The organism is Pseudomaricurvus alkylphenolicus, assembly GCF_011683955.1.
Classification (GTDB): Bacteria; Pseudomonadota; Gammaproteobacteria; order Pseudomonadales; family Cellvibrionaceae; genus Pseudomaricurvus; species Pseudomaricurvus alkylphenolicus.
Genome location: NZ_JAAQPI010000004.1, coordinates 23,081 through 37,410, shown reverse-complemented (window position 1 = coordinate 37,410; position 14,330 = coordinate 23,081). Strand labels below are relative to the sequence as shown.

Sequence of the window (14,330 nt, the reverse complement as noted above, 5' to 3'; positions counted from 1 at the left end):
GATGAGAACTGCCTATATCATTGACGCATTGAGATCACCTACCGGACGCAGGGGTGGAAAGCTCAGTAAGATTCACCCGATTGATTTGGGTGCTCATGTGTTATCGGGGTTAGTGGAGCGAACCCGGATTGATCCGAGCCTGGTTGAGGACGTTGTTTTCGGCTGTGTTGATGCGCTGGGCCCTCAAGCGGGCGATATTGCCAGAACAAGCTGGCTAGCGGCGGGGCTTCCCGAGCATGTGCCGGGCACAACCGTTGATCGGCAGTGTGGCTCTTCGCAACAAGCGCTTCACTTCGCTGCCCAGGCTGTCCTCAGTGGCACTAATGATCTGGTCGTCGCCGGTGGGGTGCAACACATGACGGCGATTCCCATTGGTATGGCAAACACCATTGCTACCCACCTGGGTTTTCCAACCCCCTTTGCCGGTAGCCGGGGCTGGGAGAAGCGATACGGTAAGAGACCTGTTGATCAGTTCAAATCTGCGGAGATGATCGCTGAAAAGTGGGAGATTTCCAGGCAGGACATGGAGCAATTCGCCTTGCAAAGTCACAAGCGTGCAATTCATGCCATTGAGCAGGGTTACTTTGAGAACGAAATTTACGGCTTTGAAAATGGACTTCAAGTGGATGAAACTCCGCGTGGGGACACCACACTGGAAAAGATGGCCAAACTGCCGCCACTGCTGGAAGGCGGTATGTTGACTGCGGCGGCGTCCAGTCAAGTTTGTGACGGCGCCTCCGCCATGCTGATTGCGTCAGAAAAAGCAGTGGAACGTTACAAGCTGGAACCCCGTGCCAAAATTCACCACCTCTCCGTTCGCGGTGCCAACCCCATCTGGATGCTGACCGCCCCGATTCCCGCCACCCAGCACGCGCTGCAGAAAACCGGCCTCACATTGGATGATATTGATCTGGTGGAAATCAATGAAGCCTTCGCGTCTGTTGTGCTGGCCTGGCAAAAAGAGTTTAACGTCAGCTCAGATAAAGTGAATGTCAATGGCGGTGCTATTGCCTTGGGCCACCCCCTGGGGGCCACAGGTACGCGCCTGATGACGACTTTGTTGAATGAATTGGAGCGAAGAGGTGGCAGATACGGTCTTCAAACCATGTGTGAAGGCGGTGGCCAGGCGAATGTGACCATTATTGAGCGGGTTTAATCAATATCACGCAAATCCGTGACAAGGAAGGTGCTCTGGTGCTCTCTAATAAGCACGTACCTTACCGGCTTTCCTTCGCAAAGTATGTGGTAGTCTTTAAGTTTTGTTTGAACCGCTTAAATAGCGGTTCGAACTACCAGAGTAACTTCTTATTCGTTACAGGCTTTTCTTTAGAATGTGAAGCGGTTTAGAAGTTTCTTTGTTGAGGTCAAGTTCGGGTCTATCGGCCTCAATTGTAGTTAGTGGCGTTGTTGGTTTTAAGGTGGCCATTGATCGCTGGGCCAGTCTCTGGTAGGTTTTCGGGCCGTTACTTGTCCAGTTCACCTCGGTGGTACTCATTTCTTTTACGATCTTCGCCGGTTGACCGACTGCCAGGCAGTGGTCGTCTATTTCAAAGGCTGCTTTAACAAACGCCATCGCGGCAACCATTGCACCCTCCCCAACGATGGCATCATCCATAACCACTGCGTTGATGCCCACAAAGCCATTATTCTTGACGGTGCAGCCGTGAAGAATGGCGCCGTGGGAGATATGAGCGTTGCTACCAACTGAGCAGGGCTTGCCCGGAAAACTGTGTAACACGCAGTTGTCCTGGATGTTGGCGCCATCGGCAATAGTAATTCGCCCGTAGTCTCCTCGAATGCTGCATTGCGGGCCAATGTAGCAATTCTCGCCAATAATCACGTCACCGATAATGACGGCGTTGGGGTGAACGTAGCTAGTCTCTGCAATAACGGGTCTGACGCCATCAATTTCGTAGATATTTTTCATTTTCTCCTCGCCAATGGTTTTTACCTAGTTCTAGGTATGGAATAGCCTTAATTTAAAATTACTTTAGCATATGCAGTTTCCATATGCTGTAGTAATTATATTTACAAAAGTTGGATATTTATTGCGGTAGGCCAAAATGTCCGATTTAGAGTTGGGTATGCTCAATACGTGGTATTCAGTTCGTTTTATTGTGAAATGGAATTTTAGTTTCGCCAGCTCATTATTCAGCGCTATCGAATTTATACATATCAGCAACCATTGTGTGGAGCCGTAAGCAAGAGTGTACGGTACCTGCGACTGCAGATAGTTTACAAATACAACTAAATAGGCTAGTCTGTTGGCAGGACTTTAGGACTTGGGTGATGAATCTTAAGCGCAGTTTCGCAGCGGCGTTCAAGATACCACACTGCTGGATCTGAGAGGCAATATTCCACACGTATCCAACGGCAAAATACACGCTATACAATGCCCGCTGGCGTGTCGATTTGTTTCAAGTGGATAAAGCAGTAGGTTCGGATCAAGAAGCTTTTTAGCGCTTTAGAAAAAGCAGTAAAGGCGCAGATGCTGATTTAAATTGAGCGGCAGATAATTAATCGATTCTGTGATTTTGGATTGTCGCAAGCAATTTATTGCGTTCCCGGCTACGCGATGATCAGGGAAACCTAGTGGCGGGTGGAGAAATTGGCGAACTCTGTATTCGTGAAAAGGAAAAACACTTTATTTTTAATGGCTATTTCGACGAGCCAGAAGCCACCCAAGAGAGTTTTAAGAAGGGTTGGTTTGTCACCGGTGACTTGCTAAAGCGTGATGCTGTTGACGGCGCTTGCTATTTTATAGATCGAAAGAAAGACTCCGTGAGATTTGGTGGGCGTAATATTGCTTCGGCGGAAGTTGAGTCCGTTGTAAGAAAGCACCCCGCTGTGGCCGATGTGGCGGCCATAGGGATACCGACTGAGGTAATGGAATCCTAACATGAACTCAAGCTATGCATTGTGGTAAAGGACGACTGTGTTGTATCAGAAGTCAAAGAGGTTGTGGTGCATTCAGAGACCAGCAAGGCTGATAAGAAATCTGTGTGGGGTGTTGCAAGGGGTGCTAACTTAAGACTGTTTCTCGAAAACTGTGCATCCTGTCATGGCGATAAGCTCGAAGGCTTCATTCTTCTCCGAACGACCGGGAGCAGGGAATCATCTGCGATCAAACAGTGGTTCTCTCGGGATTCTACACTCAAAAGAACTATCCTCATCATTTGCGAGCTGTACAAAGCCCGATGGCAGGTAGAGCTGTTCTTCAAATGGATCAAGCAATATCTTCGGATCAAAAAGTTCTACGGCGCATCAGAGAACGCCATCAAGGTTCAAATATGGACTGCCGTCTCGGTATACGTGCTCGTGGCTATCGTAAAGAAGCGTTTGAACTTGGACGTCTCGCTCTACACTTTGTTACAGTTATTTTCCGTCACTCTGTTCGAGAAAATCTCTTTCAATACAGACCTTTTCAAATCTACAGACCTCACGGAGGATGATATGTTTTCTAACCAATTGAATTTATTCAAAAATTAACCGGACACTAGTGATATGAAAGATACATTCGATGTCGTTGTTGTTGGATCCGGTGCGGCTGCTTTTGTTGCCGCGCTTCGAGCAGCCACGCAAGGTGCTTCCGTGGTGATGTTGGAAAAAAGTGAACACTTTGGTGGCACCAGCGCAAAGTCGGGAGGAGCCCTTTGGATCCCGAACAACGCCAACATCTCACAGGTGGGCGTTGTAGATTCTCCAGGGGATGCCTTCAAATACATGCGAAAAGTTATTCCTGAAGGCCAGGTCAGTGACGACGTAATATGGAATTATATTAATAAGTCACCGGAGATGTTGGAGTTTGTTGAAACATACAGTGGCGTTAGTTACAAGCCTATTAAAGGTTATGCGGACTACTACCCGGATTATGAGGGCTGGAAACCCGGCGGTAGAACCATGGGCCCGGATGCGGCCGATGGCAAGCTGCTAGGCGACTTACTGTATAAACTTGTCGAGGCGCCAAAAGCCAGCCGGGCCCTGGGCATTTTTTCGATGACGATCAGTGAAGGAATGCAGATCCTTGCCAATGTCCCCGGCTGGCGAAAAATCATGGCGCGCATCGTCTTGAATTACTTTGCAGACATTCCGGGTCGTCTGAAAGGTAAGCGAGATCGACGTCTATCGCAGGGTAATGCATTAATCGCAAAACTTTATCTCGCCTGTAAAGAAAGGGGAATTGAGTTATATCTAAATTGCCCTGTAACGTCTTTGATTAAAGAAAACGCTAGAGTGTCAGGTGTCACTGTGGCTGGTCGCGAGAAAGAAAAGATTATCAAAGCTACCAGGGGGGTTGTGCTCGCTTCTGGTGGTTTTGAGCACAACAGCGAGATGCGCCAGCAATACTTGCCTCAGCCCAGTGATGCTTCCTGGTCTGCTGGAGTAACCTCCAACACTGGCGATTTGATACGTGCCGGCAAAAAAATAGGCGCGGCTTTGGGGTTGATGAAAGAAGCTTGGTGGGCGCCAACAGTGTCAATAAAAAGCGGCGCAACAGTACTTTTTTCTGAAAAATCCAAGCCGGGAATTATCATTGTTGATAAGAAAGGCCAGCGCTTTATGAATGAGGCAATCACCTATAACTCCTACGGTGAGTGCTTTTATGGGGCGCGGAAGCGCGGGCACGATTGCGTTCCCGGATACGTTATTTTTGATAAGGCATACCGCCAAAAATATATGTTTGGCGGTATGGTGCAGGGGAGCCTGTCGCCTGATTTTTTCAATCGTGGGATGTTTGGTGATAGAGGGCCTTTGCAGAAAGCGGCAACGGTTAGTGAGTTGGCCAACAAATTGGGTATTGATGTAGCCGGCCTGCAAAACACTATGAAGAGGATGCGCGATTTCGCGCAGACAGGAAGAGATGAAGACTTTGGTCGTGGTAGCAATGCCCACGACCGCTTGTACGGAGATTTCGAAGTAGGGCCCAATCCCTGTTTGAGCGCAATGGATCTGGGGCCCTACTATGGCGCGATTATTCATCCTGGGGACATAGGTACCAAAGGGGGACTAGTTATCAATAACGATGCGCAGGTGTTGGATGTGGAGGGCAGCCCTATTCCGGGCCTGTATGCGGCGGGGAATACCACCGCTTCAATAATGGGTGATAAATACCCAGGTGCAGGCTGTACCTTGGGACCGGCGATGTTAATGGGGTACCTTGGGGCCTCACATATTATGCGAAGCAGGGTCCGTACCAATTTCGATTAGAGGTTCATAAGCCGACGGTTTAGGAGGAATCAGCATGTCAAAGCAACTTAAAGGTGTAGTTATTCGCGTCAAGGATTTGGAGGAGGCTCGCATCCGTTATAGCAAACTGCTTGGCGTCGAAGCAACTGAAATTCCAGCGCACTGTTTTTCCGAGCCAGGTGTAGTAGCTGGGATTCGTTTTGATTTGGGTGAGAGTTTTGTCCAATTTGTTGCTGGCATTGGTGGCGAATCCCCGGTTACTAAGGCCACCGAAAAATTGGGTGAAGGAATTAATCAGCTGTCATTCTGGGTGGATGACCTTGATCGAGAAGTGGCTCTGTTTCAAGAGCAGGGTGTCCGCTTTACCTTCGCCGACCCGGAAGAGTTGCCATTGGGGCGGGTGATGTTTGGGCACCCCAAGACACTTAACGGCGTCATGTGGGAGTTGGAAGAGCATGCCAATGACTGAGACCCAAATATGATAGTTGTTTATCGACTAATGTGTTAGAGTGCTTGCACAATACGTTTATATCTGCAATGAAACTGAATAAAACTGGACATATGGCTAAAGTTGATAAACCTGCTGACCCTCTATGTTTTGATCAATATGATGACTTTCTTGGGTTTGTTGTAAGTCAAAGTGGTTATCTCCTGGGCAAGAGTCTGGGAGATGCGATTTCAAAGGCGGGCTATAAGATTACACCCCGAGAGTTCGCGGTACTAAATCGTGTATTTCAATACAAAGAGCTATCTCAGTTTCAGATTGCTGATCTGACTTTTAAGGACCGCCCTGCGACTACCCGAATGCTGGACAAGTTGGAAAACTTAGGTTATATCAAGCGGCGTGTAAGCAGGGAGGATGGGCGTCGTCTCAATGTTACCCTTACTAACAAGGGCAAGACTGTCAGAAATGATGTCGTTCCACTGGCCGTTGAAATGATTAAATCTGGATGCGAAGGGATTTCAGATGAAGATATATATGCAACGGTAAAAACTCTTCAAACAATTAACAGCCGACTGGCAAACGCCTAATGTGGCAGATGGGCAAGCCGGTCAATGTGTGATGATCGGCGCACACCCCTGGTGGCTCTAGCTGAGTGTCATCAGGGGTCAGGCCTTCACTGGATCACATTTAGTGCTTGTTAAGCATTTTTCCTGCTGATTGGAAATTTTTGGCGAGTATTGGCGATGCTGTTTTTGTAGGGTCCATACATTCTATCTAGTTGGTGGGGGTTGGACAAAATATTATAGGGCTCTTGTATAGGCTGCCGACTGGCAATTTCCAGTGCCTCAAATTCATTTTGCGTGAGCTTGATTTCCAGGGCCTTTAAGTTGTCTGTCAGTTGGCTCGCCTTAGAGGCGCCGATAATGGGTATAGTTCTGCCATTGGCCTGTCTTATCCAGGTGAGAGCGAGCTGCGGAAAAGTGCAGCCATTGTTCTTGGCGATTCTGGTACATTCCTTGAGTAGCTCTTGATGGGCTTGGCTTACACTCATGCCCAGCAGGTCGAATCTGGAGCTGCCGTCAGTCTTTTGATTTTGGTATTTGCCGGACAGAATCCCTCCCCCCGAGCGGTGACCATGCAGAGATTAAGGTCAAATGCTTCCAGCAGTGGAAAATACTCTGCTTCAATAGAGCGTTGTGCAAGACTGTATTCCAATTGCAAGCCTGCGAAACTGGCCCAGCCGCGTCGTTCCGCAATAGTATTGCATTGGGCGAGTAGCCAAGATGGCGCGTTTGACAACCCAATGTATAACACCTTTCCACTGCGCACCAGGTCTTCGAGCCCGCGAATGATCTCGTCAGCCTTGGTCATATAGTCCAAATTGTGTACCCAATAAATATCGATGTAGTCGGTATTCAATCTACGCAAACTGGCCTCTATGGATTGCTACATGTGTTTTTGAGAGTTACCAAATTGATTTACGTCGATTGATTCACCAAAAGCCAGTGAGTATTTTTTACTAAGTACAAGCTCTTTTCGGTTTGTGCCCACAAATTCTTCTGATAAGCCGTCTGTGTACATGTTGACGGTGTCGATATAGTTGCCGCCAGACTCGATAAACCTATTGTAGATTTCCCGCGAGCGACCTTTATCGATACTTGCTGTGCCATCTTCACGTTTGACGAGCCCGCTATCTTCATTCACGCGTAGGCCACCCATGCTTAGACTTGGACAGGGGAAGAGTTTGCTGTCGATGGAGATATTCAAGGCGTAATAGGGGCCTTGTTCGAGGTGATGCATAAATTCAGAGGATTTTCTGAATTAATCTTCTTGTTCACCTCGGGCTGCGCGATTGTAGGCATCGACTGTTGTTTGCAGGGTTGGCAGTTGGCAAATTTCCGCAAGATCCTTCAGGGTGTTGGCTTTTTCGGCGTTGAAGTACATGTTCATCAGTGCGGGGGCCCATTGGTAAAGCCAGAGCTTGCCCGGGTCGACCTCTCGTATAGCTCTTTTGAATAGAGATTTGTTCAGAATAAGGAGTGCACGGCCGTCATTTTTCTCAATCATAAAGTAACCGAGTCGAGCACCGTATACTTGTTCATTGCAGTATCGCTTGCCCTGCTGATTAACAATGATGCCTTGTGCCCACGCCATGGGTGGGTTGATAAAACGCCAGGCGGAAATGCGATCCATTTGTCCAAGTACGCCACCGACAGACTGTCCCAGATGAATGCCGACCCCGTCACAGCCTGTGTCACCAAGAGGCAGCGCTTTAATATATTTGGGGCGTATTGCTTTACCATATCACGGTTCATTATAAAGCCGCAGGCACTAATAATGACCCCTTTTTTGGCTCGGATACGTATTGTGGTAGAGCAGCTGTTATCAAGCTCTATCTCGCGCAGGCGATGGCGATTTTTTTTAGAAATCTTGGGTAGATACTGACGTGTCATACGGATAATGCTATTGCAACGTCGTTGCATTTTGGCGCTTTGCTATTGCTGGGAATTTGTTTAACCTCTACGCCGATAACAGCGCCCGAATGGTCTACTATTAGGCGATTCTCTCTACTATGAAAGAGTTTTTTTACGCCCCTGGCTTTTTGGTATTCGGTTCCGCCACCGGCGTATATAACACCTACGGATTGTGCGGTTGCTCCACCTCCTTCAAAGCGATCAATAGTAATCACTGAGGCCCCTCGTTCCCCGGCTTCAAGGGCCGCACAAACACCAGCGCCACCATAACCCACGACTACGATTTCGGCCCCGTCATCCCACGTAAGTTGTGTATCAGAGTCAATCTGTAGAGGCGATTCTACGTTGGGGTTGCTGTTGTCAAATGTGGTGTTCATTATAGATGCCCCTGCGAGTTGGATGTGAGGTTTCCGCCGCTCTAGTTCTAAGGTATGCCCGTCTCCTCTGAGTATTATACAGCTGAAGTGTGGTGTGAGGTTGTTATAATAGTTTGTATTAGTTATCAAATACAATTAAAATTGAATAGTTTTAGAAAGCATTGATGAAAGTGGATAATGCGTCCAATCGACATGGCAGCGTGGCGCCAATGTCAGAATGTGGTATCAGTGCTATATGTATGAAATCGTTATTGATATGAAACGCGGGTAGTCGAGAGGAATCATCTATTTATGCCAACGCTCAATGTGATTAATCTTGCTGGTGAGCAATCGTCAATCCAGGCAGAAGTCGGTCAAACTTTGATGGAAGCCCTGCGTGACAATGATTTCGACGAAATCGAAGCCGCATACGGCGGTGGCCGCGCCTGTGCAGCCTGCCATGTTTATATTTACCATAGCTGGCTTGAAAAAGTAGGCGCTCGCGGGATAGAAGAAGAGATGGTGGTCTCTTGTGTAGATAGCTTTCAGGAAAACTCCCGTTTGTCCTGCCAGCTGGCACTAACGGAGCAACATTACGGTCTCGTATTGAGTATAGCTAATCAAGATTAATAAACAGTTTATTGTACGTTGAATACAGGAGTTACCTATGGCTCGTACTGAAGAATATGCCCTCGGAGAGTACACCTTTCCAAGGGGCTGGTTTATGATCGCCGATGCAACGGAGGTTAACCAGACCCCGCAAGCCATTCGCTATTTTGCCCAAGATATGGTGATTTATCGGGGTGAAAGTGGCCGTGTGGTGGTGATAGACGCCTATTGTCCTCATATGGGTGCACACTTCGCTAAAAACACCTCTTCTTACGTGGTACTTGATGGAGAGCAGGTTCAAGGTGACTCTATTCGCTGTCCCTTCCACGGCTGGAAATTTTCCCCCGAAGGCAATTGTGAGGAAGTGCCGTACTCCCCTGTATCCAATCCCCCCAACGCCTGTGTTAAATCCTGGCCGGTGGTGGAGCGCGCTGGTTGTGTGTTCCTTTGGCATGACCCCGAAGGGGAACAGCCGGATTACGACGTCCCCGTGCTACCCGAGTGGGATGATGCTAATTGGGTGCAGTGGAAAATTGATCACCTGGGAGAAATTGATTGCCACCCGATTGAGCTTGTCGACAATATTGCGGATAAGGCCCACTTAACACCCATCCATGGAAGTTCCGAAGCACAATATTTTGAAAATGTCTTCGATGGCCATATTGTTATTCAGGATTTTGCGGCTGGTCATCGCACACTGGCTTCTGAGGTGTTAACAAACTACACATGGTATACAGGTCCCGGCATTTTGATGTCTCGTATGGGGGGGGATTATGAGTCTATCATTCAAATTTGTCATACACCGGTTGAGGACGGTCAGGTGCGGGTTTGGCACGCTTTGCTAGTGAAATCGGCCGATGCCAGTAACCCGGATAAGGGCATTGCCTACGCGCGCGAATATCAGGAAGTGAGTCGTCTGGCGTTGATGCAGGATTATGAAATTTGGGCAAACAAGAACCCCTGTTTCCAATTGCTAAAAGTAATTGGTGATGGCCCTTTTGGGCAAGTGCGACGTTGGTACAAACAGTTTTATGATCCACGAGAAGAGGCTTTGAAGATTCAGGAAAAATGCAATGGCCGTATAGTGACCAAGGGTACTGTGCGAGATCCTTGGCCTGAGAAGAAATCTTGATTCAAGCTTATCGTTGATTGTAGTGACTTACACCAGCGGTGGGGTGTTGATAAAGTCTGGGCACCCCGCCAAGAGGGGGCCTCCGGTCGCGGGGAGGTTCCCCAGGTTTGTGCCACGCTTACCAGGGTGCTCCCTGCGCCGCGCTCTTGTTTGGGTGAAGTATGATGTAGCATCCCATTCTTCATTTTTGTCGAAATCGAGACTTGTAGCGGTGTCTGGAATTGGAAAAAGCTCAAAGAGAAGTCAAAGCCACGGCTAGTCTATATATCTATCATAATATTCGGCGTGTATGGCGAATTCATAACGAATGTCTGCCCTCCCTCTACGAGACTTCAAAAATTAGTCAAGGTCGGATAAGTATTATTTATCCGGCCTTAGAAAGTAGGGAAGTAGGCGGCTTGACATAATATTACATAATGCAATAAAGTTATTTTATTGTATTTCACCGATTTCATCCGTCGAATGCTGTCTGCGCCAGGGCCAGACGATGCCACACCGCTAGGGCAGATAACTTGATCGGACTGGAAGATGAGGCATTCTTGCTCTGACAGTATACGGCGTGATTTGCGAAACAACTGTTTTCATATGCTATCGGGTGCAGTGCTGGTTTTTTCTCGACGTCCAGAATATTATAGAGAGAGGTAATTCCTGATCGGTGCAGGTTACCCATGGTATCAAAGTTAGTGAAGAACCCTGAAAAACTAACCGTTGTTGCTACATACGGGCTAGCCATAGCAAACGCTATTGAATCCTATGGCTTCAGCAGCCAGCCGCTCTTTGATGAACAGGGCCTCGATAGCCGCCTGAGTTTTGATCCCAACGCCCACCATCCCGCTGTAAAGGTTTTTGCGCTGCTGCGCCGTGCGGTGGAAATTACTGGCGATGATGCCTTCGGCTTGAGAATCCCCCCTTTTCTCCCTACTACTTTCTTGCCGAGCATGGGCATGCTTTTTGCTAGCAGTGAAAACCTGTTGCGCGCTTTTGAAGCCATGTGCCTCTATCAGCGGTTGGTCAGCGATGTGATGGAGTACAAGATGACTTGTGCAGGGGAGCTAGTCTTTATAGAATGCGAAATTTCTCAGAGTATCGAAAAACAATTACTGTCAGATGTAGATCAGCATAGTTTAGCTGTAGCTTTCGATGCCGCTATTGCTGGCATGGTGGGCAATGTATGCAATGCACTGGATCCAAAGTTCAGGGTTAAATGTGTCTACTTTAAACACCATAAACCGGTGAATTTTCAGGCTTTTGACGATTTATTTCAGGCGCCCATTCGTTATAGCCAAGATTGTTACAAGCTGGAATTCGATTACAACGTTCTCACCCAACCGTTAGTCACCTGCAACCCTGCGTTGGCGAAAATTAGCGAACAGATCCTGAAACACAGTCTGGAAAACGCCGAAAAGGATAAAATTATTTCAGAAATTCAGTTACAGATCATCCATAATATTAATCGGGGCGAACCCAGTCAGGAAGAAATTGCTAAATCCATGAATTTATCTGCACGGCAGTTGCGTCGTAAGCTGCAGCAGTCTGGTACCAGTTATGCTCGACTATTACAGGACGCACGCCACGAGCTGGCGAAAAAATACCTGCTGCAAGCCAATCTGACGGTTTGTGATATCGCCCAGTTATTGAGATTTCATGATCAGAGTAACTTTTCCTCTGCCTTTAAACGTTGGGAAGGCTGCTCACCTTCAACCTACCGCAAACAGCAACTTCTGCACTGATCAGCATTGGCTAATTTGGGGTACTGATATATTGAGTTCGCTGGCATAAGGGGACGATATCTCGCGTTCGTACCCCATAAGCCGTTGTTTTTACAACCTATTTCCCCAGCGTTTTTCTCAGGCGCTTAAATAGTCGACCCTGAAAAAGCCCGCCAGGCCTTATGAGCTCTGGGTTTGGGGGCTAAATTTCTGGTCGAAATGCTCAAGGATAACTATGCTAATGGACACCGATCAGTACCAGCAAACGAGCTTCTTTGGCGCTGATCTCCTCGATCAACTTGATGCCGCTGACCCATTGCTCATGCTCACCAAAGTGATCCCCTGGGAAGACTTCGAGCGGACCTTTGAACAACATACGCTGACAAGAAAGGCCGTCCAAGCATCCCAATTCGCGTCTTGGTCGGCCTGTTGATTCTCAAGCAGCTGGAGAATCTGAGCGACGAGAATGTTGTTCTCCAGTGGAAAAGAAATCCCTACTATCAGGCATTCTGTGCCTAAAATCCTTTCAGAACAAGGCACCATGTCACCCAACGGAATTGGTGCATTTTCGTAAACGAATTGGCGCGGCGGGTGTAGAGAAAATCTTCAAAATGTCGGCTCAAATTCATGGCGATGTCATTGAAGACAAAACCGTCAATATTGACTCCACGGTTCAAGAAAAGTACATCACTTACCCAACTGATGGGAAGCTAGCGGTCAAAATCATTAATCGCTTCAACAAACTGGCTAAACACCACGGCATTCAGCAGTGACGGACTTATGCCAAGGAAGTTAAGGAGATGCGTCTAAACCTGCGTTTCTTTCGTCACGCCAAAAAGCGCGCAAGCGCTAAAACAGCCGTAAAGCGCTTGCGAACGATTGCCGGCGTCTTATTGAGGGATCGAGAAAACAATTGGTCGTCTCCGACCGGAAATTGATGGACTTGGATGTTCAGTTGAAAGAGGTTGAAGCGCTGTCAGCTTCAGCAACCGCACAGCTCAAAGATCAACAGTCTTCGGCTGACAAACAAGCGAACCTCCTATCGGCAATGGAGGCGAAGCTTGCTGATGCAGAAGCGGCGAAACAACAAACTGAAGTCGAACTGGCGACGCTCAGAGCCGAACTGACCGTGAAGGATCCGATATTTGAGAAGCTGGGAGTGGATTATGGGCCTAAGGCCACTGACTTAAGTCGTTCCGAATAATGGTAAGAAATTCAGACAGTTAAGCGGGTTTTGACGAATTCTGTCAAGATTCCATCCCATCCCAGCTCACACTCAGCACCGGTTCGCCCATGGTATTCTTCCGAATTGACGAGAGTTGGCAACACAACCTGAGTTTGTGAGTTAGCCCGGGAAAATGCCTATCCCGATGTATTTAACGCACTTAATACATCAATGGATTCATTCAAATAGACTTGAATTCTCCGCATCAGTAAATCGGCGCTGTTGGGGAGCTGTCTTCCCAGCCGTGAAACGACACTTATTTTGGTACCGTTGAACAGAGAGCTGTCAGTTGGCTTGCTAATAAGCTGATTTGTCAACAGTTCATGTTTTACCGCGATCTCAGGCATAAAGCTGATTCCCTTTCCGGTTTTTACATAATCCTTCAATAACAGCAAAGAGTTTGAAGTAAGTTCCGGGTCGATAAATGTTTGATTTTCATCCTCAGCCATATGCACTATTTGACGCATACGATAGGTTTTATCCGGTAAAGCCGTTCTGTGCTGTGCAGCTTCTGACAGCGTGATAATCCTGCTTTTGATCAGCGGATGACTCGGGTGTAGAATAACTTTTAGTGGCTGTGGCAAAGCTAATTTAATCCGGATTTTCGGATCTCGTGGTATATCAAAAATAAGACCGAAGTGAACGTCGTCTTCTTTGACAAGTTCGACCACGTGATTGGTTTTACCGATGCTTATTTCCACGGTAATACCGGGGTTGTCGGCCATAAATTGACTAATAAGCCGGCTAAACTCATCGGACAGGAAAGCTTCTCCGATAGCCACTTTTATCGTACCCGTTTTCAGACTTTTGAGTTTATCGAGCTGTGAAAGAAAGGCTTCCTCATGTGAGCATCGCTCGCGGTAATGTTCACAGGCAAGTTCTCCCGCCTCCGTTAGCTTGATCCCTCGGCGACCTTTTTCAAACAGTGCGATCCCCAGCTCTTTTTCCAATGCCGCCAACTGGCGCGTCACAGAGGAAGGGGCCACATCAAGTGCTTCGCTAGCGGCATTCATCGTACCGCAGCGCTGAGCTTCGTATAGATACATAAGTCGAGTGTTGTTAACTTTCATGATCTTGCAGGTTGCCTCGAAAAACATCATGCTTTTCAATGTATTAGAGTGTTGAACTGAATATTACCCAGCCAGCGAGAATGAACGGAATTGCTTCATCCGGTCCACTGGGTCCTAAGTTAA

Annotated in this window: 16 protein-coding genes and 2 pseudogenes; 12 read left to right on the top strand and 6 right to left on the bottom strand. The window is 47.7% G+C overall.

From position 1 onward, the window contains the following. Position 1 precedes the first annotated feature (1 nt). Entirely contained in the window at positions 2-1,156 is a 1,155-nt protein-coding gene (locus tag HBA55_RS12040; RefSeq protein ID WP_166991154.1) for an acetyl-CoA C-acetyltransferase, read from the top strand. Between the two features lie 156 nt (positions 1,157-1,312). Here HBA55_RS12040 and HBA55_RS12035 read toward each other — a convergent pair whose 3' ends face one another. After that, on the bottom strand, positions 1,313-1,927 hold the full coding sequence (locus tag HBA55_RS12035) for an acyltransferase (protein ID WP_166991151.1): 615 nt from the start codon (positions 1,925-1,927) through the stop codon (positions 1,313-1,315). 665 nt (positions 1,928-2,592) lie between these two features. Between HBA55_RS12035 and HBA55_RS12030 the strand changes: the two genes are divergently transcribed. From HBA55_RS12030 to HBA55_RS12010, 5 genes and pseudogenes are all read left to right on the top strand, one after another. Beyond that, positions 2,593-2,898, top strand: a complete 306-nt coding sequence (locus tag HBA55_RS12030; RefSeq protein WP_166991149.1) for an acyl-CoA synthetase family protein — start codon at positions 2,593-2,595, stop codon at positions 2,896-2,898. Between the two features lie 176 nt (positions 2,899-3,074). Beyond that, a pseudogene (locus HBA55_RS12025) lies at positions 3,075-3,489 on the top strand (transposase); the annotation flags it as partial. Between the two features lie 15 nt (positions 3,490-3,504). Further along, the gene (locus HBA55_RS12020; RefSeq protein WP_166991146.1) at positions 3,505-5,208 is read left to right on the top strand and encodes an FAD-dependent oxidoreductase; all 1,704 of its coding nucleotides are present in this window, start codon (positions 3,505-3,507) and stop codon (positions 5,206-5,208) included. Between the two features lie 34 nt (positions 5,209-5,242). Then, positions 5,243-5,656 carry a VOC family protein gene (locus HBA55_RS12015; RefSeq protein WP_166991143.1) on the top strand — a complete coding sequence of 138 codons (414 nt, stop codon included), beginning with the start codon at positions 5,243-5,245 and terminating at the stop codon, positions 5,654-5,656. Positions 5,657-5,724: 68 nt separating this feature from the next. Beyond that, entirely contained in the window at positions 5,725-6,219 is a 495-nt protein-coding gene (locus tag HBA55_RS12010; protein ID WP_166991140.1) for a MarR family winged helix-turn-helix transcriptional regulator, read from the top strand. A gap of 110 nt (positions 6,220-6,329) precedes the next feature. Here HBA55_RS12010 and HBA55_RS37420 read toward each other — a convergent pair. From HBA55_RS37420 to HBA55_RS11985, 3 genes and pseudogenes are all read right to left on the bottom strand, one after another. Next, a pseudogene (locus HBA55_RS37420) lies at positions 6,330-7,336 on the bottom strand (aldo/keto reductase). A 117-nt stretch (positions 7,337-7,453) separates the two neighbouring features. Continuing rightward, positions 7,454-7,825 carry a hypothetical protein gene (locus HBA55_RS11990; RefSeq protein WP_166991131.1) on the bottom strand — a complete coding sequence of 124 codons (372 nt, stop codon included), beginning with the start codon at positions 7,823-7,825 and terminating at the stop codon, positions 7,454-7,456. A 256-nt stretch (positions 7,826-8,081) separates the two neighbouring features. Further along, entirely contained in the window at positions 8,082-8,483 is a 402-nt protein-coding gene (locus HBA55_RS11985; RefSeq protein ID WP_166991129.1) for an FAD-dependent oxidoreductase, read from the bottom strand. Positions 8,484-8,774: 291 nt separating this feature from the next. On the opposite strand from HBA55_RS11985, the gene HBA55_RS11980 reads away from it, so the two are divergent. From HBA55_RS11980 to HBA55_RS11970, 3 genes are all read left to right on the top strand, one after another. Continuing rightward, positions 8,775-9,092 carry a 2Fe-2S iron-sulfur cluster-binding protein gene (locus tag HBA55_RS11980; RefSeq protein WP_166991126.1) on the top strand — a complete coding sequence of 106 codons (318 nt, stop codon included), beginning with the start codon at positions 8,775-8,777 and terminating at the stop codon, positions 9,090-9,092. Positions 9,093-9,186: 94 nt separating this feature from the next. Further along, positions 9,187-10,203 (top strand): 3-ketosteroid-9-alpha-monooxygenase, oxygenase component, encoded by a 1,017-nt coding sequence (locus tag HBA55_RS11975; RefSeq protein WP_206019761.1) that lies wholly within the window; start codon positions 9,187-9,189, stop codon positions 10,201-10,203. A gap of 683 nt (positions 10,204-10,886) precedes the next feature. Further along, positions 10,887-11,933: an AraC family transcriptional regulator ligand-binding domain-containing protein gene (locus HBA55_RS11970; RefSeq protein ID WP_166991120.1), complete on the top strand. Its 1,047-nt coding sequence runs from the start codon at positions 10,887-10,889 to the stop codon at positions 11,931-11,933. A 217-nt stretch (positions 11,934-12,150) separates the two neighbouring features. Here the strand turns inward: HBA55_RS11970 and HBA55_RS11965 are convergent, their stop codons facing one another. Then, positions 12,151-12,288, bottom strand: a complete 138-nt coding sequence (locus tag HBA55_RS11965) for a hypothetical protein (protein ID WP_166991117.1) — start codon at positions 12,286-12,288, stop codon at positions 12,151-12,153. 41 nt (positions 12,289-12,329) lie between these two features. Between HBA55_RS11965 and HBA55_RS38185 the strand changes: the two genes are divergently transcribed. The 3 genes from HBA55_RS38185 (at position 12,330) to HBA55_RS11950 (ending at position 13,116) form a co-directional block, all read left to right on the top strand. Continuing rightward, positions 12,330-12,431, top strand: a complete 102-nt coding sequence (locus tag HBA55_RS38185) for a transposase (protein ID WP_420821498.1) — start codon at positions 12,330-12,332, stop codon at positions 12,429-12,431. After that, a complete protein-coding gene (locus tag HBA55_RS11955; RefSeq protein ID WP_166991040.1) occupies positions 12,392-12,685 on the top strand; it encodes a hypothetical protein in 294 nt (97 codons plus the stop codon). Before HBA55_RS38185 ends, HBA55_RS11955 begins: the two co-directional genes overlap by 40 nt. Positions 12,686-12,849: 164 nt before the next feature. After that, the gene (locus HBA55_RS11950) at positions 12,850-13,116 is read left to right on the top strand and encodes a hypothetical protein (protein WP_166991111.1); all 267 of its coding nucleotides are present in this window, start codon (positions 12,850-12,852) and stop codon (positions 13,114-13,116) included. 158 nt (positions 13,117-13,274) lie between these two features. On the opposite strand, the gene HBA55_RS11945 is transcribed toward HBA55_RS11950, so the two are convergent. Further along, positions 13,275-14,207 carry a LysR family transcriptional regulator gene (locus tag HBA55_RS11945; protein ID WP_166991108.1) on the bottom strand — a complete coding sequence of 311 codons (933 nt, stop codon included), beginning with the start codon at positions 14,205-14,207 and terminating at the stop codon, positions 13,275-13,277. Positions 14,208-14,330: the final 123 nt, after the last annotated feature.